The sequence below is a fragment of the Acinetobacter sp. H1(2024) genome, from assembly GCF_046557555.1.
Lineage (GTDB): Bacteria > Pseudomonadota > Gammaproteobacteria > Pseudomonadales > Moraxellaceae > Acinetobacter > Acinetobacter seifertii.
This window is the reverse complement of sequence record NZ_JBKGFO010000002.1, coordinates 279744-302296: the sequence shown is the minus strand read 5'-3', so window position 1 is coordinate 302296 and position 22553 is coordinate 279744. Positions and strand designations below refer to the sequence as shown.

The window sequence follows — 22553 nt, the reverse complement described above, 5'->3', positions numbered from 1 at the left end:
ATGTGATTAACCTTTTGCCGGAGTTGAAGTTTTTTCTGTTGGCTGAGGTTGAGGAGTAGTGCTGCTCGCAGTGATTTGTGCGTTTGGCATAGGTACAAGATGAGGTGTAACAGGGTCACCCGGACGAATCCGCTGTAAACCATTCACCACAATACGATCACCCGCTTGTAATCCGCTATTTACGATTTGCAAGCCATCTTGTTGTGCACCGAGTTTTACCTCACGGTAAGCAGTTTGATTTTTAGCGTCGACGACCACAACAAAACGTTTATCTTGATCGACACTAATTGCAGTTGGGCTAATCAGAATTGCTGAACGAGGTTGACCTCCACCTAAACGGATTCGTGCATATAAGCCTGGTAATAAAACGCCGTTAGGATTATCAAAAGTTGCGCGAACGCGAATCGTACCTGAAGTCGTATTCAGGTTGTTATCGATGGAGTTGATGGTTCCTTCACGAGAGAAACCTGTTTCATTGGCAAGCCCCATATAGACGGGAACTTGTGCTGAATTACGCTGATTACTGATGTATTTGAGATAAGTTTGTTCATCAACGTCGAAAGATGCGTAAAGGCGAGATACAGACACCAAGCTTGTTAAGACCTGTGCGCCATTACCTGCAGACACCACATTACCAACGGTGACTTCAGCACGGGAAATTCGGCCGCTGACTGGTGCAGTAATACGAGTGTACTCAAGATTTAAGCGGGCAGATTGAACAGCGGCTCTAGCAGCTTGTAGGTTGGCATTCGCTGAACGTGCATCATTTTCAGCTAGATCCAGCTCTTGGCGTGATACAGCATTACTCTGAATTAAACGTTGAATACGAGAAAGGTTAGATCCCGTATAAGTGACTTGTGCCTCAGCCGAAGCAAGTTGAGCTTGAGCACGATTCAGTTCTGCTTGGAAAGGACGTGGGTCGATTGTAAAAAGTAAATCGCCTTTTTTAACAAGACTGCCATCTTTGAAGTGTACGGAAATGAGTTTACCTGAAACCTGTGGCCGAATATCGACTTGATCAATCGCTTCTAAACGACCGGAATATTCTTGCCAATCGGTAATCGTTTTGCTGATGACATTAGAAATATCTACTGTTGCAGCTTGTTGGGCACTGGTCGGTGCAGCTTTTGCATCGGCATTTTCATGTAAAAACATAAAACTACCCCCTGTAGCCAAAATGGCGACAAAGATGGCAGACAGTGCGAACTGTTTGCGGGAAAATGACATGAGGTGCTCCTAGTTATTTGGATACCTGTTTTCAGACTTTTAGTTGTGGTCCATATGGGAGAAACAGGGTTTATGGGATGGACGGAGCATAAAAGTTTGTCAATCACGAATAAATATATTAAATTCGATAACACTATTCGTATTTTTATAACAATTGATGTGTTTGATTAAATAAATGCATTGATAGGAGCGTGCGTGTGGATCTATTTCATGCGATGAAAGTATTTAATAAAGTTGTCGAAACAAATAGTTTCAGTTTAGCGGCTGACAGTTTAGGACTACCGCGTGCTTCTGTGACGACAACCATTCAAGGTTTAGAAAAACATTTACAAGTTCGTTTATTGAACCGAACCACTCGTAAACTGAGTTTGACACCAGATGGCGCAGTTTATTATGAAAGAACTGCACGAATTTTAGCCGACGTAGAAGATGTAGAATCGAATTTCCATGATTCTGAACGTGGACCACGAGGTCGACTGCGCATTGATGTTAAAGCGTCAATTGGACGACTCATCCTTATTCCAATGCTTTGTGATTTTCATGCCAAGTACCCCGATATTGATTTGGTGATTGGCATGAGTGATCGTCCAGTCGATTTGGTTCAAGATGCAGTGGACTGTGTTATTCGTATTGGTCAATTGAAAGATTCAAGTTTAGTTGCACGTCGTATCGGAACAATTCAGTGTGTCACTGTTGCTGCGCCTCGTTATTTGATGGAACATGGCGAACCAAAAACCATTGAAGATTTACAAAAACATCAAGTGGTGCATTATTTTAATAGTCGTACTGGACGCAATATTGACTGGGATTTTATGGTGGATGGCGAGATTCATAGCGTTGGTGTGAAAGGGCGTGTTTCTGTCAATGATAGCGATTCATATATTGATTTGGCAGTGCAAGGTTTCGGCTTAATTCAATGTCCATATTATATGGCGGCAAAACATTTAGAATCTGGTGCGCTTAGAGAGGTATTGACTGAATGGTTACCTGCACCGATGCCAATATCAGTCGTTTATCTACAAAACCGTCATTTATCGCCTAAAGTTCGTGTATTTGTAGACTGGGTAGCTGAATTATTTGCAAGTTGTCCATTGTTGAGTGGTTGTTCAATGTCATGGGATTCGAAATGTGAATTTGCCAGCGCCAAAGAAAATAACCATGAATATACCATTCGGACATTGGTTGAAAATGAAAATATGGCAGAAGCCTATACACTCAAAAACTAATTTAAAATTTGAGTGATTTTTCAACATTTAGATAGTTAATCCAATCCATTGTTTAGACATATTCATAAATCCTTAATTTACTGGTATAGAAATTGCAATTATTTCGGCAGAAGAGTAATTTAGAAATTGCTCAAGTTTTTATCACCTTATTTGGATTTTAAGGAGAAGCTTCAAGATGGCAAGCTTTATGAAAAAAATGTTCGTTTCAACAACCTTAGTTTTGGCTGCTGTTGCAACGAATGTTCAAGCAAAGGATTGGAAGGTGATTCGTTTTGGTACTGAGTCGTCTTATGCTCCATTTGAATATAAAACACCAGATGGCAAGTTAACTGGTTTTGATGTTGATTTAGGTAATGCCATTTGTGCAAAGCTTAAAGCCAAATGTGTTTGGGTTGAAAACTCTTTTGACGGGATGATTCCCGCACTTAAAGCGAAAAAATTTGATGGCATTCTTTCATCAATGACTGTTACTGATGAACGTGCGAAACAAATTTTATTTAGTAGCAAAATCTACAATACGCCAACGCGTATGGTTGCAAAAAAAGGCTCACCGTTATTGCCAACGCCTACTTCATTGAAAGGTAAGCGTGTGGGGGTACAACAGGGCACAATTCAAGAAACATATGCTAAAACCTATTGGGCTCCAAAAGGTGTGAGTGTTGTTCCTTATCCAACTCAAGACTTGATTTACCAAGATATGATGTCTGGTCGTTTGGATGCAACGTTACAAGATGCAATCATGGTTGATGGCGCTTTCTTAAAACAACCGAAAGGCAAAAACTTCGCTTTTGCTGGTGGCAATGTGGTTGATGTGAAAACATTGGGCGTAGGTGCGGCTATTGGTTTACGCAAAGAAGATGCAGATTTGAAAGCAAATATTGACAAAGCTTTGGCTGCAATCATTGCTGATGGAACATACAAGAAACTCGAGAAAAAATACTTCTCTTTTAGCATTTACTAATGATGTGAAAAATGTCGGCTAAGTGCCGACATTTTTAAATATATTCTCATCTCATCAATATTAGATATTGTTTTTAAGGAGAAGATGAGTCATGTCTTTTTCTGGCTATGGGCCACTCCTTCTCAGCGGAACATGGATGACCATACAGCTTGCGCTGTTGTCACTCTTGCTTTCTGTCATTATTGGCTTAATTGGTGCGAGTTCAAAACTCTCTAATATTAAAGCTTTACGTTATATTGCGACCGGCTATACCACGCTCATCCGTAGTGTGCCTGACTTAGTGATTATGCTGCTGTTATTTTATAGTTTGCAGTTAGGTTTAAACCAAATTACTGAAGCACTGCAAATGGATCAGATTGATATCAACCCATTCGTGGCTGGTGTGATTACCTTGGCGTTCATTTATGGTGCATATTTTACAGAGACCTTTCGTGGTGCATTTCAATCGGTTCCAACGGGACAAATTGAAGCAGCAATGGCCTATGGGATGACGCCGTGGCAGGTTTTTCGACGTGTTTTATTCCCTCAAATGATGCGTTTTGCATTGCCTGGTATTGGTAACAACTGGCAAGTTTTGATTAAAGCGACCGCTCTGGTTTCCATTATTGGCCTAACTGACATTGTAAAAATTACGCAAGATGCGGGTAGAAGTACCATGCAATTGTTCTTTTTCAGCATCGTCGCTGCTGCGATTTATTTGGCAATTACCACCGTGTCAAATCTGATTTTAATGTGGCTTGAACGTCGTTATTCTGCTGGTGTAAGGAAGGGACAATTATGATTGAAATCCTTCAACAATATTGGAAGGCATACCTTTGGACCGATGGCCTACAAATGACCGGTGTCGCGATGACTGCTTGGTTATTGGTGCTTTCAATCGGTATTGGGTTTGTGCTTGCCGTGCCTTTATCACTTGCACGAGTATCAGAAAATATCTGGTTGCGTGGCCCAGTTTGGCTGTTTACTTATGTGTTTCGTGGAACACCACTGTACATCCAATTGTTAATTATTTACTCGGGCATTTATAGCTTTGATTATGTCCATGAACATCAAGCACTCGATGCATTCTTTCGAGAGGGCATAAATTGCACCATTTTGGCATTTGCGCTCAATACTGGTGCATATACGACTGAAATCTTTGCTGGAGCGATTCGTTCTATTCCACATGGTGAGATTGAAGCTGCTCAAGCGTTCGGTATGTCAAAATGGAAACTCTACACACGTATTATCATTCCGTCGATGTTGCGCCGTGCTCTGCCATTTTATGGCAATGAAGTCATTTTAATGTTGCACGCGACAACCATTGCATTTACTGCAACAGTTCCCGACATTTTAAAAATTGCGCGTGATGTAAATGCCGCAACTTATGACACTTTCAATGCTTTTGGAATTGCTGCGGTGTTATATGCAGTGTTGGCATTTATTTTGATTTGGATATTTCGTAAGTTGGAAAAACGTTGGTTGGCATTTTTAAAGCCATCGAATCATTAGGAGACATAAATGGAACACGTTGCAAAACTAGTGATTCGTGATTTACACAAAACATTTGGTGATCATGAAGTACTTAAGGGGATATCACTTGATGCAAATGCTGGCGATGTAATTAGTATTATTGGTTCATCCGGTTCAGGTAAAAGTACCTTGCTGCGTTGTATCAATTTTTTAGAACAACCGAGCAATGGCACCATTAAACTTAATGGTGAAAAATTGCGCACAGTCTTTGATAAAAAAGGCAATTTAAAAGTGGTTGATCCAAAGCAACTACAAAAAATGCGTACTCAGCTCATGATGGTGTTCCAGCACTTTAATTTATGGTCTCACATGACAGTGCTTGAAAATGTCATTGAAGGGCCAATTCATGTGCTGGGGGTGAAGCGTGCTGAAGCAGAAGAGTGTGCGCGGAAATATTTACGCAAAGTTGGATTGCCTGAAAGTGTTGAGAATAAATATCCAGCATTTTTATCTGGTGGGCAACAACAACGTGTAGCGATTGCTCGTGCTTTGGCAATGGAACCGGAAGTGATGCTATTTGATGAACCAACCAGTGCACTTGATCCGGAGTTGGTGGGTGAAGTGCTCAAGGTTATGCAGAGTTTAGCTGAAGAAGGCCGTACCATGATTGTAGTGACACATGAAATGGGCTTTGCACGTCATGTGTCTAATCAAGTGATCTTCTTGCATCAAGGGAAAATTGAGGAGCAGGGCCATCCTGATGAAGTACTTAACAACCCGAAAAGTGAACGTTTAAAGCAATTTCTAACGGGCAGTTTAAAATAAGCTGTTCATACCGAGTAAGGTGAAATTTTCAAAAAAGGACTTTCACCATACTCGGTTACTTTCTTGTTATATTTTATAGATGGGTATTTTTAGAAAACACATTAATAATCACTATACCTGCAATCATTAAAGTAAGACCAATACAGGCCGCCAAATCTAAATGCTGTTTGTAAAATATCCAGCCAATTGCAGAAATTAAAATAATACCCGCGCCTGACCAAATGGCATATGCAATTCCAATTGGGATCGTTTTTAGCGTCAGGGACAATAAATAAAAAGCGATCGCATAGCCCACAACTGTAACGATGGATGGAATGGGAACAGTAAAACCTTGAGATGCTTTTAAAGCTGAAGTTGCGATAACTTCACAAGCAATCGCAATTGCTAAATAAAAATAAGACATGGGGAACTGCGCCAGAATGAGTTTTAATCAATCTATATGAAATGTTGAAATGGTTTGCCAGTTTTAACGATTGTGCAATTTTTTGGGTACAAAATTACCAGTAAACCAAACTGAACTGATAAATTGATTTTATCACTAGCCAATTGTTCTCAGCTATTTATTCGTTTATTTAATTATTGATCTGTATAGTCACTCAAGAGGATCAGCAATTTTAGCCTGATCCTCCATAGACTTTTTAATGAGATAAATTAGTTGAGTATATTTAGACCCTTAAATTTCTCTAAAAGTTGCTCTTTATTTTCAATATGCGCAGGGTCTGGTTTTATGCAATCGATAGGGCAAACCGCCTTACACGTAGGCGCATCGTAAAAGCCTACACACTCGGTACAACGAAGTGGATCAATTTCATAAACTTTGCTCCCTTCAAAAATAGCTGTATTGGGGCATTCCGGTAAGCACATATCACAGTTAATGCAGTCACTCGTAATCAAAAGTGCCATGTTTAACTCGCTGAATAATCCAATGTAGATGCAGTAATACTTTCTTTCGCATGCGGCAAATTGCGTACGAGTAGGGCATAACTGATATCAACATTTTGTAAGAGTGGAATTTCAACAAAATGCCCCGAACCTTTAGCATCTGTAATTGGGTTACCTTTTAAATCGCGCATTTCGGTTAAGGTAAAGGTGATATTGCCTTGAGGTGTCATGAGTTCTAGTGAGTCGCTAACCATAAAACGGTTTTTAACTTCAATGCGAATATAATCACCGTGACGTTCTAAAACTTCACCACAAAATTGTTGATAGTCAAAGTGTGATGAACCATCGGCATAGTTTTGATATTCGCTATGCACATGTCGTCTTAAAAAACCTTCGGTATAACCGCGATTTGCCAACCCTTCGAGCTGAGTCATTAAGCTTGGGTCAAATGGTTTACCTGCTAATGCATCATCAATGGCTTTTCGATAAATTTGAGCAGTACGCGCACAGTAAAAATAGGATTTAGTACGACCTTCAATTTTCAGAGAGGCGATGCCCATTTTGGTTAAACGATCTACATGCTGTACCGCACGTAAATCTTTGGAGTTCATAAAATAGGTGCCGTGTTCATCTTCTTCAGCAGCAAACATTTCTTCATCATTACGTTGTACAAGCAAAGTTTGAGCTGAAGTTGTCTCTGATTGTGCAGATGAGCAGCAAGACTTTTCTAAGGTGTTGAGCTGAGTGAGTGGAATCACATCGCCGTTTGCATCTTCTTGGGCTTCATGCAACTTATAGTCCCAACGACAAGCATTAGTACAAGCACCTTGGTTGGCATCACGTTTGTTCATGTATCCAGAAAGTAGGCAACGACCTGAGTAGGCCATGCATAGTGCGCCATGTACAAAAACTTCGAGTTCAATATCTGGTACGTGTTGCTGGATTTCTTCGATTTCTTCTAATGACAACTCACGAGATAAAATGACTCGGCTTAAACCGTAATCTTTCCAAAACTTAACAGTGGCCCAATTAATAGCGTTGGCTTGAACAGATAGATGAATTTGCACATCTGGAAAGTGTTCACGCACCATCATAATTAAGCCCGGATCAGACATAATGAGCGCATCTGGCTGCATCGCTACAATCGGTTCAAGATCACGAATAAAGTTTTTTAATTTGCTGTTATGTGGCTGAATATTTACCACAACATAAAACTTTTTACCCAAAGCATGTGCTTCATCAATCCCAATTTTTAAATTGTCATGATCAAAAGCATTATTACGCACACGTAAACTGTAACGTGGTTGACCTGCATATACGGCATCTGCACCATAGGCAAATGCATAGCGCATGTTTTTAAGTGAACCTGCGGGAGAGAGGAGTTCAGTTTTCATAAAATAAAAGGCATAAAATATATATGGTTTTATTTTATTAACTCTGTATTTTTGATTCAACCTACTGAATTAGTAGGGATTTGATCTAAATCTCTTTGTGCGGGTAGCATATTTTTTGCTAACTCTCCTAAGCGCATCAAAGCATTTAACATTTTAGGATTTAGCTCGAAACACGCAGCTATACGTAAACAATGACTAAATCGTTTATCAGCCGAACACAAAATTCCCGGCATACATAAGATCTTTTCATCGATTGCCTGATGAAACAGTTCTAATGTATCTATTGATTCGGGTAGTTCTAACCATAAAATAAATCCTGCTTGCGGTCGACTGACACGAGTACCGAGTGGAAAATAACGGCAAATATAAGATTTGATGGTATCGATTTGCTGTTGATAGCGTTTTTTGAGCTGACGTAAATGCAGGTCATAACCGCCATTCTCTAAGAAAAGTCCTAAAGTTTCCGTGAGCAAAGCCGGTTCAGCAACAGTGGTCGTAAATTTAAGTTGCTGCACAATATTACGAAAGCGCCCAGCTTCTAGCCAACCAATTCGATAGTCGGGTGCTACGGTTTTTGTATAGCTACCACACACCAAAACCCATCCATTTTGATCAAACGCCTTAATGTTGGGTAAAAGCGGTTCTGTCAGTTGTAATTCGGCGTACATCGCATCTTCAATGACAGGAACTTGAAACTGATTAGCTAACTCTGCCAAGCGACGACGGTTAGTTTCAGGCATGCTAAAACCGAGAGGATTGTGACCTGTTGGAATGGTCAATATAGCTTGTACACTTTTAGATTTTAACAGTTCTTCAAGAGCATCAAGGCACATACCTGTATGCGGCGAAGTCGGCACTTCTACGATTTTTCGGCCTAAATTATGAAGAAGCGGGTACAGGTTATGAAAAGTAGGAATCTCAAGAGCAATGCTGTCACCTGCTTGTGTGGTTGCCATAATCGCAAGACTCAAAGCCTCCATTGTGCCGTGAGTCAGCACAATATCATCTGCTGAAAGAAACATACCAAGTTGTAAACTTCGCCTCGCAATTTGTGTACGTAAACGCATAGAGCCGGGTGGCAAAGTATAGTTTTTAAAAATGTCTGGCTGCGTTCGTAAAACCTGAGCAGTTAAGCGTTTTAAGCGTTCAATTGGATAGAAGTTTTCACCTGTAGGGCAAGCTAAGGCTAAATTGATATAGTCAGGGTCCATCTGTTTTTTAACAATTTGTGCGAGAAAACAGCTAATTCCTGAAAGTGATACTTTTTCTTCACTGACATAACGCTCTTCGAGTTCGAGTAAGTTTGAAGGCGCATGACAAACATAGTAGCCAGACTGCGGGCGAACTGAAATTAAACCTTGGTCTTCAAGCTGACGATAAGCTTCTTTTACGGTGTTAATACTGACCTGATAATGATTTGCACAGTCTCGGATTGATGGTAAACGGGAGCCGATAGGCTGTCTGCCATTCTGAATTTGCAGAGTGAGGTCATCACTCACTTTTTTATATTTGTACATGTCAATTCATTAAAAAGCCAAAGCAATGGATACACTTTATAGTGATCTTTTATGTAACTCAAATATTGTGATTACTTTAGATTTGTCGGTTTATTCATAATTTGAAATTAGAAACTGTGTCTATTATTTTTCATATTAACTGATACTGTGACCATTAAAAATAAAACAGTAAGATCAAAAAATTGTAAGGACTTAAAAACCATATTTTTTAATTTTAAAAATCAGTAGGAGTGGTCTATGTCTGTTGTTGCATTTAAACAAGTTGATGTTTTTACTTCACAAGCATTTAAAGGTAATCCTGTTGCAGTCATTATGGACGCCAGTACCTTAGCATCTGAACAGATGCAGGAAATTGCGAATTGGACGAATCTTTCTGAAACGACATTTGTGCTCCCTGCGACCGATTCGCAAGCTGATTATCAGGTTCGAATTTTTACTCCGCAAAGTGAGTTGCCATTTGCTGGACATCCTACAATTGGTACTGCCTATGCTTTGCTTGAAGCAGGCCTCGTGACACCTAAAGATGGTAAACTGGTACAGCAATGTGCTGCGGGTTTGGTGGCTCTGACCGTAAGTGACTCAAAGCATATTTCATTTGAACTACCTAAGCCTAAAATTACTCCACTTGACACAATGCATACTGAAAAACTGGCTGAAATTTTAAAATGTCAGATTGATACTCAATGGAATGCAGCATTGGTTGATGTGGGTGCGCGCTGGATTGTATTACAAGCTGTAAACGCTAAGGCTGTTTTAGATAGCCAACCCGACTTTGCTGCTTTAAAAGAACATGATTTAGAAATGAAAGTTGGTGGAGCGACGGTTTATGGTTTTTATGAAAATAATGATGAGCAAAAACATATAGAAGTCCGCTCATTTGCCCCTTCAATTGGAATAAATGAGGACCCAGTCTGTGGGAGTGGGAATGGTAGCGTAGCTTCATTTATTCGTTACCACGGAATTTTGCCAGCACAAAATGATGTGGTGCTTTCTTCACAAGGTTGGGCTTTAGGCCGAGATGGACAGCTTCAACTTGAATTGCACCAAGATAAAATTTTAGTGGGTGGAACCGCTGTTACCTGTATTGATGGCAGCATCACCTTATAAAAGACATATTAAAAAACCGAGGACTTAGCCTCGGTTTTTTATTTAGAAAAAGCTTATTTTTCTACGAACGCACGTTCAATTACGTAGTCGCCCATTTCACCCATACGAGGTGATTCAACTAAACCATGTTGGTCAAGTAATGCAGCAACATCTTTTAAGAAAGCAGGGCTACCGCAAAGCATTGCACGGTCAGTTTCGCGGTTAAAACGTGGTAAACCAATTTTTTCAAATAAAGCGCCAGTTTCAATTGCAGTTGTTACACGGCCTTGAGTGTGGAAAGGTTCACGAGTAACAGTAGGGTAGTAAACAAGTTTGTCTTTAATACCTAATTCTTCAAAGAATTCATGGTTTGGTAATTCGTTCAAAATCAGGTCTTGATAAGCTAATTCAGAAATATAGCGTGTACCATGAACAACGATTACTTTTTCAAAGCGTTCGTAAGTTTCTGGGTCACGAATAATTGATAAGAATGGAGCAAGACCAGTACCAGAAGATAAAAGGTACAAGTTTTTACCCGGTAAAAGGTCATCATGAACCAATGTACCTGTTGGTTTTTTAGAAACTAAAATTTCGTCACCAACTTGTACTTTTTGCAAAATCGAAGTTAAAGGACCGTCTTGTACTTTAATTGAGAAGAATTCTAACTCTTCTTCGTAGTTCGCACTTGCAATCGAATATGCACGCATTAACGGTTTGCCATTCACTTCAAGTCCGATCATCACGAACTGACCATTTTTAAAACGTAAGCTAGTGTCGCGTGTAGTTTTAAAACTGAAAAGGGTGTCATTCCAGTGGTGCACATGAGTAATGCGTTCAACGTTAAAAGCAGCCATTAAAGGTCTCGATCACGATTAAAAGAAAACAGATTGCTATTCTAATCTAATTTCATTCCCGATAAACTGAATATATTTAATTGTGTTTATAAGAAAAAGTGATGATGAACTCTGTCACCCTCTCAATAGTCGGGCACATGTGCTCACCTTTTCGAGAAAAATTTGGTATTCCACGTCAGCCTAACTTGGTCAATATCGAGTCTTATATCGAAATGGTAGAACCTTATAATGACTTATTGGCTTTTGAGGGAATTGAGCAATTTACTCATCTCTGGCTCATATGGCAGTTTCATGACAATAAAAATCAGGAGACTGCAAATAAGTTTCGACCTCAGGTTCGCCCACCACGTTTAGGGGGTAATGAAAAAATTGGTGTATTTGCAACACGCAGTATGTATCGTCCAGCGCCTGTAGGTTTATCTGTAGTACGTTTAAAAAAGGTTGAAAAAGTCGGTAAGTCTTTAAGAGTGTATGTTACGGGCAGTGATTTACTAAATGGCACGCCAATTTTAGATATTAAACCTTATATTCAATATTCAGATGCCATTGCTGATGCTCAAAGTGGCTATGCACAAGCTGAACCAGAACGAAAGCAAGTCATCTGGTCGGAAAGTGCAGTGAATATCCAGCAAAATCTTCTAAAAAATAAAAAAATTAACGGGCAATATCTGGATGAATTAGAGCAAGTTCTAGCTTTAGACCCAAGGCCTGCCTATCAAGAAGACCCTGAACGAGTCTATAAAATGAAATTTTCGAATTTTGATATTCATTTTAAAGTGAATGATAATGTAATTACAGTAGTTGATATGGTAGAAGATGTTTTACTCGCTTAAACATCTCATTTCAAAACCAATGTATGTTCATCCAGAGCAGACAAATTAATATCGCCATGTGAGTGAGTTGTGCGGGAATAAAAGCAAGGGCATAGCGCATTCCACCTGAAATAGCCGAATTAATGCTTTTGGCAATTGCATGTACTGCAAAACCACTCATAAAAGCGATTAGTAGCGATGTGTGAGCGTTATTCGGTTCTCCTTGTACAATTACTGCTGCAATAGCTGCATGTATTTCGAATAAAGAGGCAAGTAAGGTCCCTGCGATTAAGCCTGCATCTCCTAAATATAGACTTAGGCCATAAACACCAATCTGAATAAGTGTGAGTGTTCCCGCAATAATCACGGCTTCTTTTAAGCTGAACATTCTGGAGTCTAATTCGGCTGAAGTCGTACTTGGTTCCGCCTTACGCAATAAAATAAAAGCCCACACCGCTAAAAAAACCAATGCAATCAGCATTGGAAATATAATGACTTTGAACCATGCTAAGCTAATTCCAATCACAATAATTAAGGTCTGAATGAGTGTAGAAACACACGACATCAATGCAGCACCAGCATTTGTGGTGGCGTTCGCACGACCAGAACGAACTTCTAAACCTAGAGTTGCAATAGTCGCTGTACTCGATACAAAACCAGATGCTAAAGAAGAAAGTAATAGAGCATTTTTCGATGACAAAAGCCGTTTTGCAATATGTGCGAGCGCTTGCACAAATAAAATCAAAGTCAGTAATTTTAAAATCACATGTGGGTTTAAAACAGGTCCCCAAAATGGTTTATTGGGAACTAAGGGTAAGGCAATTAAAAGTAATGCCAGTAAAAAAATCCCATCACGTAATTCTGATTCGGTAATCCACTGACTGGCAATACCATGCATGGATTGTTTTGCTAATAAAATAATCGTCATGATGACTGCGAGACCCGCAGCTAACGAAATATTCCAGATACAAAGCGCTCCTATAAAATAAGTCATAATAAAAGCGAGTTCTGTAGTAACACCTGGGTCATTCGGCTGGTTTTTAAGGGAGACTATGCTGATTGCGCCAATAAGTAGAGCGCCTACAATTCCAATTTCAGTACCAAATAAAAAGCAGATTGCACCAAGTAGGGAGCTAATTGCAAAAGATCGAAAACCTGCAAACGTTTTGTATTCATGTTTGAGCTTGCTTCTTTCACGTTCCAAACCAATTAATAACCCGCAGCCCAATGCCGCTGCAATAATGGTGATAAATTCTTCAAAAGATGCAGTTTGTAATGACATTGTCATTGGAAGATTCATAATACTTCCTCTTTGGTTTATTGTTATATACAGGTGTTAATCATATTTAAATCATGTATTCATATGCAGTGTATGCTTTTTATTGTATTGAGCCTAGTCTCTTTTTTAATCAAACTATCACAATAAATATCTTTATAAATATGATCTATGCCACAAAACAATAATAAGTTGAGAATTGGTTTAATTAATTGAAGTTAAAAGGTATTTAAAAGCTGAATTTGGAAATTTTCATACCAGTTAAATCTAAAACATCTCTGCTATATTATAAAAATATATTGGGGATAACACATGAATGCACATGTAGAAATAGACGCACATTGGTGCCTAGAACAACTATTACAAGAAGGCCGTATTACTGAGCGTGATAAATTACTGGTACAAACGACAAATAGACAAAAAGATCAATTGAAATGGCATCCATTACAGTGGATTGCCCATTTTAATTTAAAAGATCAACACCACGTACAGGCACATTTAAGTTTAAACCGCCTGTGCCAATGGTTTGCCGATCGGGCGCAATTACCATTATTTGTGATTGATCCTTTAAAGGCAGATGTCAGCGCTTTAACTCAAGTCATGTCACAAGAGTTTGCGATTCGAAACCACATTTTAGCTGTAGAAGTCCATGCGGACCGAATTGTGATTGGTACCGACCAGCCTTTTAAAATAGATTGGTTAAATAATCTGGAACGCAGTTTGGCACCGAAAAAAATTGAACGGGTATTGCTTAATCCCGAACAGTTGCAACGTTATTTGCGAGAGTATTATCAGGTTAGCCGTGCAGTAAATTCAGCTCAAAAAGATGCTGCGCATGACCGTGATAACAAGGGAGTAGAAGCACTTTTACAGCTTGGTGATAGCCAAAACCCTGATGCCAATGATCAACACATTGTGAAATTGGTCGACTGGATTTTACAGTTTGCATTTGAACAAAGCGCCAGTGATATTCACATGGAACCACGCAAAGACAATGGTAAAGTTCGGTTTCGTATTGATGGTGTTTTACACACCATTTATAACATGCCTTCAAATACACTGACCGCCGTGATTTCCCGAATTAAAATTTTAGGGCGGTTAAATGTAGCGGAAAAGCGTAAACCGCAAGATGGTCGATTAAAAACACGCACACCGAAAGGACAAGAAACCGAATTACGGTTATCAACTTTGCCGACTGCATTTGGTGAAAAACTGGTTATGCGTATTTTTGACCCAGATGTATTGGTACGCTCTTTTCAGCAACTGGGTTTTGATCAGTCATTGCTGCAACAATGGCAGCGCATTACACAAAATAGTCACGGCATTATTTTGGTTACTGGTCCAACAGGTTCTGGTAAAACCACAACGCTATATTCTTCTTTAAAGCAACTCGCAACCGATCAAGTCAATGTCTGTACCATTGAAGACCCGATTGAAATGCTAGAGCCTAGTTTTAACCAAATGCAGGTCAATAATGCAATTGATCTAGGTTTTGCCGATGGCGTGCGTGCTTTAATGCGTCAAGACCCCGACATTATTATGATTGGGGAAATTCGTGACCAAGACACTGCAAATATGGCTATTCAGGCGGCACTCACAGGTCACTTGGTATTATCAACTTTACATACCAATGATGCACCGTCTAGTTTGACCCGTTTACACGATTTAGGTGTGCAACCCTTTTTAACAGCAGCGACTATTTTAGGTGTATTGGCACAGCGTTTAGTGCGACAGCTTTGTCCGCACTGTAAGCAACAGACTCATATTAATGAAGATGAATGGCAACACCTAACATTTGACTACATTATGGAAATGCCAGAAAAAGTTTATCAAGCAGTAGGGTGTGAACAATGCCGTCATACAGGCTATAAAGGCCGAGTCGGTATTTATGAATTTATGCCTGTTAGTCTTGAGCTTAAGCATCTGATTGGTAGTCACGCAACATTAAATGAACTAAGAAGCCAAACTAAAAAAGAAAGTGTGGAGCCTTTGCGAATTGCTGGGGCGCATAAAGTCATTGAAGGGCTTACTACTTTGGAAGAGGTATTACGTGTTGTGCCTTTAAATTAAATTTTTCTTAAGATTCACCTCATTTATGCTTGTTTTACTGATGTCATTCCAAGATGTAATCAAATAGGTGATTTTATGAAAACATTTAAAGTGATCTTGATGACAGCTATTACTGGTATAGCCATAGCACATCTATCTACGAGTCAGGCAGCAGCGATACCTGCAACGGTCACTACTGTTAAGCAAGCATTAAAGGCAAAAGACAATACGCCTGTAAAATTACATGGGCAAGTGGTGAAGTCTATAGGCGATGAGAAATATCAGTTTCGAGATAAAACAGGCACTATCATTATTAATGTAGATGATGAACTTTGGCAGGGTCATCCTATTTCTCCAACGACTAATATTGGTCTGGTTGGTGAAGTAGATATAGATTTTAAACCCTCAAAACATGTAGAAATTGATGTAGAGCAAGTCCAATTTTAAGCATTGGACTTTGCTTATACCATTTATAGCCGCACGAATGATGCGGCTTTGCTTTTTTAATAAATGCTTGGCAAGATCAAGTCAGAAGATAACAGGATAAATAGATGAGAATTTTGCTTGCAGAAGATGATCGCTCTCAAGCGGAAAGTATTCAATCTTGGTTAGAGTTAGATGGCTATCAAGTCGACTGGGTTGAAAGAGGTGATTACGCGCTTACTGCGATTGAACAGCATGACTATGACTGTATTCTACTTGATCGAGGTTTGCCTGAATTGGCGGGTGAAAAAGTCTTAACAACAATACGTTATAAACAAAAAAATGTACCAGTCATTTTTATTACAGCGCGTGACAGCATTCATGACCGAGTAGAGGGGCTAGATTTAGGTGCTAATGACTACTTGGTTAAACCTTTTAGCTTAGAAGAGTTATCTGCCCGTATCCGAGCTCAATTGCGCAAACAAACTTTGAGTCAGCAATCGATTTTAACGTGGGGAAATTTACATCTTGATACTCAAGCGAAAGTTGTATTATTGGCTGGAATCTCTATTGATTTAACAGCAAAAGAGTTCCAAATCTTACGTAAGCTCATGGTTCATCCTGAACATATTATTACGCGTGATCAGTTAGAAGAAGCGCTCTATGCATGGGGTGACGAGATTGAAAGTAATGCAATAGAAGTTTTTATTTACCAGCTTCGAAAAAAAATCGGCAGTAGCAGCATTAAAACCATACGGGGACTAGGCTACCGTATGGGAGATTTAAAATGAAATTGAACCGTTCATCTTTACAGTCTCAACTGGTTAAGACCACCATGTGGAGCAGTATAGTGGTAGGGCTGTTGGCTTTAGGTTTGCTGACTATATTCTCGATTTACCACAACATGTCCGTGCAAGATCAAATTATGGATGAAATTTCAGATACTTTGTTGGTTTCTGATCTTTCTAACCATCCTATGAAGCAGTTTGATGAGCTTAGTGATGAATTTGATATTCAGTATGAATTATTAAACTCTGGTCAATTGCTTACTCATTCTCATACTTATCAACATGAGCTTTTTGAGCAGGGTAATTTATCCAAAGGGTTTTCATACTTTTGGTTTGATGGTCAATTATGGCGTAGTCTGGCCACACAGCAAAAAGATTCAGAGCTGCAAGTTGAAGTCTTTCAGCCCATGAGTACACGTGTTGAAGAGGTACTCAAAGCACTCGCTGGATATAGCGGTCTTATGGTTATGTTCTGGCTATTACAATGGGTGATTGTAAGCTGGCGTACAGAACAACAATTGGCGGCTTTAAATCTACTTTCTAAACGTATTGCTCAAAAAACTGCATCAAATTTAGAACCAATTCAAGACCCGGATGTCATTACAGAAATTCAACCAGTCATAGATGCTTTAAATCAGTTACTTGCAAGACTCCAACGGGCGCTTATTGCTGAACAACGCTTTACCGCAGATGCCTCACATGAGTTACGTTCACCTTTATCAGCAATACAAATGCGGCTTCAAGTTTTACAGCGTAAATACCAGCATGTTCCAGAGCTTGACCAAGACTTTGAACGCATCCAACAAGACGTTTCAAGAAGTACAAAGATTCTTGAAAATTTACTACTACTTGCTCGTTTAGAGCCTAATGAAACAGAACAGCCAGATCTGTTTAAGAGTGTGATTGATTTAAACCATATATTGGCTCGAGTCATAGAAACCGTAAATATTGATGCGCAAGCCAAACAAATGATGATTGAGACCAATATTTTGTCAAATCAAACCAAAGTATTTGCGAATGAAGAGTTACTCTTTATTGCTTTTCGAAATCTATTTGATAACGCGATTCGCTATAGTCCTACTTTAGGATTTATTCATGTTGAACTGAGTCAGTCCCAGCAACAACTGAAAATTTCTATAGAAGACACTGGAAATGGCGTAGATGATGAAGTTTTAAGACGTCTAGGACAGCGTTTTTTTCGGGTATTAGGTACGCAGCAGCAAGGGTCAGGACTAGGGCTCTCAATTACTAAAAAAATTATTCAACTCCATAGTGGAGAACTACAATTTATGCATGCAAGCCAAGGTGGTTTAAAAGTTGAAGTGATAATGCCTTTTAATCAGGAAATACAAAAATAGCATGGTTGCCCATGCTATCCATTTTTTGTTTTCCCACGAATATTATTGAAACGCGAGGATCGTTCTTATTTAGTTAAAATGAGACGGTTATTGCGTGTAAGGCGTAAACGATATTCCTCGCCAGCATGCATAATTCGAATTTCACGACCTAATGCAAATAGGTTGTTAGAATGCAGCATTGGTAAGGCATGAGCTGAGTCAGTGTTACGAGTAAATAAGCTAAAAGGTGCGTTCATTTGTTGTGCTCCGTGGTATATTCTTGAACGATTTAAATGATAATCATTATCGAATAGATCTGTCAATGAGATTTTAAAGAATTTATAAATTGATAAAATTTGCTTACACTTGTGAAAAACTTGAGTGAGTAGAAAAATGCCTAAACCGATCGTCGATGTCGCAATAGCTATCTTAATTCATCGTGGGAAAATATTAGTTGGATGGCGTGGGGAGCAGCAGCATCAAGGTGGTAAGCATGAGTTTCCAGGAGGAAAGGTTGAGCATGGTGAAATACCAGAAGAAGCCTGCCGCCGTGAAATTTATGAAGAAGTCGGTATTGGTTTAAAAGAATGGCATCAATTTGATTATATTCACCATGAATATGACGACATTATTGTCAATCTTCATTTGTTCCATAGCTATGTACCTGATGAATTATTAAATCTTATTCATCAACCTTGGACATGGTATACGCGTGATCAGCTAGTTAAATTAAACTTCCCAAAAGCCAATAAAGACATCATAAAAAGATTGTATTGGCCGCATTTCATTAAAATTAATTCTACGCTCGCACTAGCCGAAAATGAGGACACTTTAGTGTATTGGCGTAGTGAAAAAGATAGTTTTAATCCAGAAGATATAGAAAAATTAGTGCTGTTAAATACAGAGCAGCTTTCAAAATTAATCATAAATATCGATATTTGGCGCAAACTAAAACCTGAGTTAAAAAGCCACATAAAAACAGTTCATCTTAAACAGTCCCAATTAATGAGTTTGCATAAAGGTGATTTAGAGGTGGGAGTGCGTTTTATTGCAGCTTGCCACGATGCAGTTTCTTTACAACAGGCGCAGCAAATCGGCTGTGATGCTGTTTTTGTAAGTCCTGTCAAAGTAACTGAAACTCACCCAGAAGCGAGAGCATTAGGGTGGGATCGTTTTGCTGACTTAATTGACAAATGCCAGATTCCCGTATTTGCTTTGGGGGGGATGAGTCCTGATGATTTAGCCACAGCACAGCAACACGGTGCGTATGGCTTGGCAGGTATTCGTAATTTTTAATAAGATATAAAAGCATTAAAAGCATTAAAAGCATTAAAAGCATTAAAAGCTAGAGCGCTTTTAATGCTTGCTGAGCTTCTTGAATAGTTTTTTGGTTATTGCGTTGTTGCCCAGCTTTTAAAATGGTTAGCCAAAGCTGTTTTTTCATCGCTTGGCTCTGAGCAAAGCTCAAACCACGTCTTGCAAGAGACTCAGCATTAGCATATTGCTGTTTATGATTTGCACTGAGTGCTAAAAATAAATAAGTCTCGGCGGCCTGTGGTGCTAAACGCTGCGCTTGAAGGGCGTAGCGTTCAGCCTCCGACCATTGCTGGTTTTTGTAAGCTTGCTCAGTTTTTTGCATTAACGTTTTAAAAGCAGGTAATTGGCTTCCATCATCATTAAAGCGTTGGGGCTTTTTCTGCTGAGGAACAATCACCTGTAAACTTTTACGTTGAATATCTGGATGATCATAAGGTGTAATTTTTACACCAGATGGTGTCTCAGTACTCTTTTTTTCGGCAACAGGTGGTGTTTTCTCTTTTGGGACTGAATGATCTGGTAAAGTTGTACAGCCGACCATAAGTACAGCACCAATATAAAAAACACCCTTCTTTAACATATCCTGTTTCCTGTTAACACTTAGTTGTTATAACTACCACTAGAAATCACTCGTGTGTTATTCGACAGATCTTGTTCCATCTGACTTTCACTATCACGAATATAGCTATCGCTATTATCCGGTTGAGATGCTGGTGCTGTGTTATCACTTTGTGGTGCGTATGTTGGATCAACTTGATAATAAGGTGCTGCACATGGCGTAGCACGATGTGGCACTGTATGCGTCAGCATAGGAATATACATTGCGCCAGCACAAGCCTGTGCAGACAAATCACCTGTTGCATGATCAATCCATTGCCACTGTACAGTGTCTGGTTGACGTAGATTTACTGGGGTTTGACGTAACTGTTTCATCACATTAATCCACACAGGTAATGCTCCAGATGAACCAGTTAAGCCAGTTACTTTATTGTCATCTAGACCTAACCAGACTACAGCAACATGGTTACCAGAATATCCAGCGAACCATGAATCACGTGTATCGTTGGTCGTACCTGATTTACCAGCCAATTTTAAAGTAGGTGATAAGCTGTTATAAGCTGCACGACCAGTACCTGAAGACATAACCTGTTGTAGACCATAGTTCATGATATAGCCAACAGATGGATCAATTGTTTGTTGTACGTTTAAACCATAACGATCAAGTAAACGACCCTTGGCATCTACTACAGAACGAATTGCACGAGTTGGATATTTAAAACCACCGGTAGCAAAATTTTCATAGATACCGAGTACTTCCATTGGTGACATATTAACTGCACCAAGGAAAATAGAAGGGTAGGCTGGAATTGGTGATTCGACACCAAATTTCTTTAAGTTGTTGGTAAATGTAGATAACCCAAATTCTTGACCTAAACGCACAGCAGAAAGGTTATAAGAATTTGCTAAGGCTTCACTTAAACTTACGACGCCATGACCACCGCCACTATAATTTTTCGGTGTCCAGCTTTTACCACCATCTACAGGAATGCTAATTGGTGCATCTTCGATCTTGCTTGCCCAGTTATAACGTCCAGACTCCATTGCGCTTAAATAAATCACTGGCTTCAATAGGGAACCGACTTGACGTTTTGCGTCTAGAGTACGGTTGAATCCAGTAAAGTCTTGAGTCGAGCCGACAGCTGCAATCAATTCGCCGTTTTCTGGATGTGCAATGAGCACAGCACCTTGCAAGTTTTTCAAACGAGCAGGGTTGCTTTGACTAAGACGTTCTACAGATGCTTTAAATGCATCTTGAACTTGAGTTTGAGCAATTGGGTCCAAGGTCGTAAAAATACGTAGTCCTTGATTTGTTAAATCACTTTCTTGATATTCGGTACGTAACTGACGACGTACAATATCTAAAAAGTCAGGGAATTTTGCAGGGCCTAGGCTTGGTTTACTTAGAATACCTAAAGGACGTGCAATTTCAGTTTCATATTCTGCTTGAGTTAAATAACCCATTACACGCATGTTATTGAGCACTGTATCGCGACGATTTTTTGCTCCTTCAGGGTTTTTCCAAGGGTTATATAACGATGGCCCTTGAACTAAACCGACTAAATAAGCTTGTTGTGCGACATTGAGTTCACGAAGTGGCAAACCAAAGTAAAATTGTGAAGCTAAGCCATAACCATTGATTGAATAGTTACCATTTTGACCTAAATTTACTTCGTTTAAATAAGCTTCTAAAATTTCATCTTTGCTGTAATGCAACTCAATAAGTAAAGCCATTAGTGCTTCATTTACTTTACGTTTTAAGGTGCGTTCAGGTGTTAAATAGAAGTTTTTAACTAACTGTTGTGTGAGTGTTGAACCACCTTGGCGGCGTCCTCCAGTGACATTACTCACCAAAGCACGTGCTGTACCACGAATTGAGATACCGTGGTGGTGATAGAAGTTACGGTCTTCGGTAGAAATTAAAGCTTCAATCAGTGGTTTAGGAACACTATTAAGTTTAATCAGGACACGGTCTTCATTATGCTGGGTATAAATGCCCCCAATGAGTAAAGGTTCTAAACGGGCCACACCTGTTGATGATGGTTTTGTACTACGTACATCTGCAACCTGATCGTTTGCAAAGCTGAGCTCTAAAACCTGTTCAGGTTCTACGCTATCACCGTAGTCGAAACTACGTGTATGCACATACATGTTGCTACCTTGAGCAACAAAGGTTCCTGACTTGTCATAATTACTTGAAGTTTTGTAACCTAATAATTTTAATTCTTGAGTGAAATTTGCTTGGGTAATGGGTGCATTATTATAAATTTCCAAAGGCCGAGCAAACACTTTGGCCGGAATGTCCCAGCGCTGCCCTTCAAATTTTTCACGAATAATATTATCTAAACGAATCAGATAGATACTAAGAGCAATAAAAGCACCAATCACCAAAATTGAAAAAATTAGCGCGAAGAAACCGATACCACGTTCAAACTTCATATAAATGAGATAAAACTCTAAACAATACGCTAATGATGCGATAGCTTGTCATCAATTTGCAATGATAAAACTGTGAATAAATTGAAAACTTAGATTGAATTTTACTGCATCTTGTTGTTATGTTTTTTTA

General features: G+C 39.3%; 22 protein-coding genes. 12 read left to right on the top strand and 10 right to left on the bottom strand.

The window, feature by feature from the left end; genetic code table 11:
• Nucleotides 1–6: 6 nt before the first annotated feature.
• Complete coding sequence (gene adeF / locus ACLCEG_RS07080) at nt 7–1227, bottom strand: multidrug efflux RND transporter periplasmic adaptor subunit AdeF (RefSeq protein WP_410566822.1); 1221 nt, start codon at nt 1225–1227, stop codon at nt 7–9.
• Between the two features lie 197 nt (nt 1228–1424).
• Here adeF and ACLCEG_RS07075 point away from each other — a divergent pair, with 197 nt between their 5' ends.
• From ACLCEG_RS07075 to ACLCEG_RS07055, 5 genes are all read left to right on the top strand, one after another.
• Nucleotides 1425–2453 carry a LysR family transcriptional regulator gene (locus ACLCEG_RS07075; RefSeq protein ID WP_019457145.1) on the top strand — a complete coding sequence of 343 codons (1029 nt, stop codon included), beginning with the start codon at nt 1425–1427 and terminating at the stop codon, nt 2451–2453.
• A gap of 175 nt (nt 2454–2628) precedes the next feature.
• On the top strand, nt 2629–3414 hold the full coding sequence (locus tag ACLCEG_RS07070) for an ABC transporter substrate-binding protein (RefSeq protein WP_019457144.1): 786 nt from the start codon (nt 2629–2631) through the stop codon (nt 3412–3414).
• Between the two features lie 91 nt (nt 3415–3505).
• Entirely contained in the window at nt 3506–4195 is a 690-nt protein-coding gene (locus ACLCEG_RS07065) for an ABC transporter permease (protein ID WP_004700487.1), read from the top strand.
• Nucleotides 4192–4905 (top strand): ABC transporter permease, encoded by a 714-nt coding sequence (locus ACLCEG_RS07060; RefSeq protein WP_039250900.1) that lies wholly within the window; start codon nt 4192–4194, stop codon nt 4903–4905. Before ACLCEG_RS07065 ends, ACLCEG_RS07060 begins: the two co-directional genes overlap by 4 nt.
• 9 nt (nt 4906–4914) lie before the next feature.
• Nucleotides 4915–5691 carry an ABC transporter ATP-binding protein gene (locus ACLCEG_RS07055; protein ID WP_013197223.1) on the top strand — a complete coding sequence of 259 codons (777 nt, stop codon included), beginning with the start codon at nt 4915–4917 and terminating at the stop codon, nt 5689–5691.
• Nucleotides 5692–5764: 73 nt separating this feature from the next.
• Here the strand turns inward: ACLCEG_RS07055 and abeS are convergent, their stop codons facing one another.
• From abeS to ACLCEG_RS07035, 4 genes are all read right to left on the bottom strand, one after another.
• Complete coding sequence (gene abeS, locus ACLCEG_RS07050; protein ID WP_410566819.1) at nt 5765–6094, bottom strand: multidrug efflux SMR transporter AbeS; 330 nt, start codon at nt 6092–6094, stop codon at nt 5765–5767.
• Between the two features lie 248 nt (nt 6095–6342).
• Complete coding sequence (locus ACLCEG_RS07045) at nt 6343–6594, bottom strand: YfhL family 4Fe-4S dicluster ferredoxin (RefSeq protein ID WP_068933474.1); 252 nt, start codon at nt 6592–6594, stop codon at nt 6343–6345.
• Between the two features lie 2 nt (nt 6595–6596).
• Nucleotides 6597–7967 (bottom strand): tRNA 5-hydroxyuridine modification protein YegQ, encoded by a 1371-nt coding sequence (gene yegQ, locus ACLCEG_RS07040; protein ID WP_410566817.1) that lies wholly within the window; start codon nt 7965–7967, stop codon nt 6597–6599.
• Between the two features lie 56 nt (nt 7968–8023).
• On the bottom strand, nt 8024–9490 hold the full coding sequence (locus ACLCEG_RS07035; RefSeq protein ID WP_410567287.1) for a PLP-dependent aminotransferase family protein: 1467 nt from the start codon (nt 9488–9490) through the stop codon (nt 8024–8026).
• A 231-nt stretch (nt 9491–9721) separates the two neighbouring features.
• Between ACLCEG_RS07035 and ACLCEG_RS07030 the strand changes: the two genes are divergently transcribed.
• Nucleotides 9722–10591, top strand: coding sequence for a PhzF family phenazine biosynthesis protein (locus ACLCEG_RS07030; RefSeq protein ID WP_410566815.1), 870 nt, complete (start codon nt 9722–9724; stop codon nt 10589–10591).
• A gap of 53 nt (nt 10592–10644) precedes the next feature.
• Here the strand turns inward: ACLCEG_RS07030 and ACLCEG_RS07025 are convergent, their stop codons facing one another.
• Nucleotides 10645–11424: a ferredoxin--NADP reductase gene (locus ACLCEG_RS07025; protein WP_002118187.1), complete on the bottom strand. Its 780-nt coding sequence runs from the start codon at nt 11422–11424 to the stop codon at nt 10645–10647.
• A gap of 104 nt (nt 11425–11528) precedes the next feature.
• Here ACLCEG_RS07025 and tsaA point away from each other — a divergent pair, with 104 nt between their 5' ends.
• Nucleotides 11529–12257 (top strand): tRNA (N6-threonylcarbamoyladenosine(37)-N6)-methyltransferase TrmO, encoded by a 729-nt coding sequence (gene tsaA, locus ACLCEG_RS07020; RefSeq protein ID WP_410567285.1) that lies wholly within the window; start codon nt 11529–11531, stop codon nt 12255–12257.
• Between the two features lie 10 nt (nt 12258–12267).
• Here tsaA and ACLCEG_RS07015 read toward each other — a convergent pair whose 3' ends face one another.
• Nucleotides 12268–13536 carry an MgtC/SapB family protein gene (locus ACLCEG_RS07015; RefSeq protein ID WP_191028972.1) on the bottom strand — a complete coding sequence of 423 codons (1269 nt, stop codon included), beginning with the start codon at nt 13534–13536 and terminating at the stop codon, nt 12268–12270.
• A 288-nt stretch (nt 13537–13824) separates the two neighbouring features.
• Between ACLCEG_RS07015 and ACLCEG_RS07010 the strand changes: the two genes are divergently transcribed.
• The 4 genes from ACLCEG_RS07010 to ACLCEG_RS06995 all read left to right on the top strand — a co-directional run bounded on the left by ACLCEG_RS07010 (nt 13825) and on the right by ACLCEG_RS06995 (nt 18130).
• A complete protein-coding gene (locus ACLCEG_RS07010) occupies nt 13825–15582 on the top strand; it encodes a GspE/PulE family protein (RefSeq protein WP_019457134.1) in 1758 nt (585 codons plus the stop codon).
• Between the two features lie 75 nt (nt 15583–15657).
• On the top strand, nt 15658–16008 hold the full coding sequence (locus tag ACLCEG_RS07005) for a NirD/YgiW/YdeI family stress tolerance protein (RefSeq protein WP_004700511.1): 351 nt from the start codon (nt 15658–15660) through the stop codon (nt 16006–16008).
• Between the two features lie 104 nt (nt 16009–16112).
• A complete protein-coding gene (locus ACLCEG_RS07000) occupies nt 16113–16775 on the top strand; it encodes a response regulator transcription factor (protein WP_410566813.1) in 663 nt (220 codons plus the stop codon).
• A complete protein-coding gene (locus tag ACLCEG_RS06995; RefSeq protein ID WP_410566811.1) occupies nt 16772–18130 on the top strand; it encodes a sensor histidine kinase in 1359 nt (452 codons plus the stop codon). Before ACLCEG_RS07000 ends, ACLCEG_RS06995 begins: the two co-directional genes overlap by 4 nt.
• Before the next feature lie 65 nt (nt 18131–18195).
• Here ACLCEG_RS06995 and hemP read toward each other — a convergent pair whose 3' ends face one another.
• On the bottom strand, nt 18196–18366 hold the full coding sequence (hemP, locus tag ACLCEG_RS06990) for a hemin uptake protein HemP (RefSeq protein WP_000993415.1): 171 nt from the start codon (nt 18364–18366) through the stop codon (nt 18196–18198).
• 136 nt (nt 18367–18502) lie between these two features.
• Here hemP and ACLCEG_RS06985 point away from each other — a divergent pair, with 136 nt between their 5' ends.
• Nucleotides 18503–19405, top strand: coding sequence for an NUDIX domain-containing protein (locus tag ACLCEG_RS06985; RefSeq protein ID WP_410566809.1), 903 nt, complete (start codon nt 18503–18505; stop codon nt 19403–19405).
• A gap of 49 nt (nt 19406–19454) precedes the next feature.
• On the opposite strand, the gene ACLCEG_RS06980 is transcribed toward ACLCEG_RS06985, so the two are convergent.
• Nucleotides 19455–20006, bottom strand: a complete 552-nt coding sequence (locus ACLCEG_RS06980; RefSeq protein WP_019457130.1) for a tetratricopeptide repeat protein — start codon at nt 20004–20006, stop codon at nt 19455–19457.
• Nucleotides 20007–20026: 20 nt separating this feature from the next.
• Nucleotides 20027–22423 carry a penicillin-binding protein 1B gene (gene mrcB / locus ACLCEG_RS06975; RefSeq protein ID WP_410566807.1) on the bottom strand — a complete coding sequence of 799 codons (2397 nt, stop codon included), beginning with the start codon at nt 22421–22423 and terminating at the stop codon, nt 20027–20029.
• Between the last annotated feature and the right edge of the window lie 130 nt (nt 22424–22553).

Bases quoted from the DNA above. Each gene is read 5' to 3' on its own strand.
- adeF (WP_410566822.1), bottom strand. From the start codon at position 1,227: ATGTCATTTTCCCGCAAACAGTTCGCACTGTCTGCCATCTTTGTCGCC.
- ACLCEG_RS07070 (WP_019457144.1), top strand. From the start codon at position 2,629: ATGGCAAGCTTTATGAAAAAAATGTTCGTTTCAACAACCTTAGTTTTG.
- ACLCEG_RS07065 (WP_004700487.1), top strand. From the start codon at position 3,506: ATGTCTTTTTCTGGCTATGGGCCACTCCTTCTCAGCGGAACATGGATG.
- ACLCEG_RS07060 (WP_039250900.1), top strand. From the start codon at position 4,192: ATGATTGAAATCCTTCAACAATATTGGAAGGCATACCTTTGGACCGAT.
- ACLCEG_RS07055 (WP_013197223.1), top strand. From the start codon at position 4,915: ATGGAACACGTTGCAAAACTAGTGATTCGTGATTTACACAAAACATTT.
- abeS (WP_410566819.1), bottom strand. From the start codon at position 6,094: ATGTCTTATTTTTATTTAGCAATTGCGATTGCTTGTGAAGTTATCGCA.
- ACLCEG_RS07045 (WP_068933474.1), bottom strand. From the start codon at position 6,594: ATGGCACTTTTGATTACGAGTGACTGCATTAACTGTGATATGTGCTTA.
- yegQ (WP_410566817.1), bottom strand. From the start codon at position 7,967: ATGAAAACTGAACTCCTCTCTCCCGCAGGTTCACTTAAAAACATGCGC.
- ACLCEG_RS07030 (WP_410566815.1), top strand. From the start codon at position 9,722: ATGTCTGTTGTTGCATTTAAACAAGTTGATGTTTTTACTTCACAAGCA.
- ACLCEG_RS07025 (WP_002118187.1), bottom strand. From the start codon at position 11,424: ATGGCTGCTTTTAACGTTGAACGCATTACTCATGTGCACCACTGGAAT.
- tsaA (WP_410567285.1), top strand. From the start codon at position 11,529: ATGAACTCTGTCACCCTCTCAATAGTCGGGCACATGTGCTCACCTTTT.
- ACLCEG_RS07015 (WP_191028972.1), bottom strand. From the start codon at position 13,536: ATGAATCTTCCAATGACAATGTCATTACAAACTGCATCTTTTGAAGAA.
- ACLCEG_RS07010 (WP_019457134.1), top strand. From the start codon at position 13,825: ATGAATGCACATGTAGAAATAGACGCACATTGGTGCCTAGAACAACTA.
- ACLCEG_RS07005 (WP_004700511.1), top strand. From the start codon at position 15,658: ATGAAAACATTTAAAGTGATCTTGATGACAGCTATTACTGGTATAGCC.
- ACLCEG_RS07000 (WP_410566813.1), top strand. From the start codon at position 16,113: ATGAGAATTTTGCTTGCAGAAGATGATCGCTCTCAAGCGGAAAGTATT.
- ACLCEG_RS06995 (WP_410566811.1), top strand. From the start codon at position 16,772: ATGAAATTGAACCGTTCATCTTTACAGTCTCAACTGGTTAAGACCACC.
- hemP (WP_000993415.1), bottom strand. From the start codon at position 18,366: ATGAACGCACCTTTTAGCTTATTTACTCGTAACACTGACTCAGCTCAT.
- ACLCEG_RS06985 (WP_410566809.1), top strand. From the start codon at position 18,503: ATGCCTAAACCGATCGTCGATGTCGCAATAGCTATCTTAATTCATCGT.
- ACLCEG_RS06980 (WP_019457130.1), bottom strand. From the start codon at position 20,006: ATGTTAAAGAAGGGTGTTTTTTATATTGGTGCTGTACTTATGGTCGGC.
- mrcB (WP_410566807.1), bottom strand. From the start codon at position 22,423: ATGAAGTTTGAACGTGGTATCGGTTTCTTCGCGCTAATTTTTTCAATT.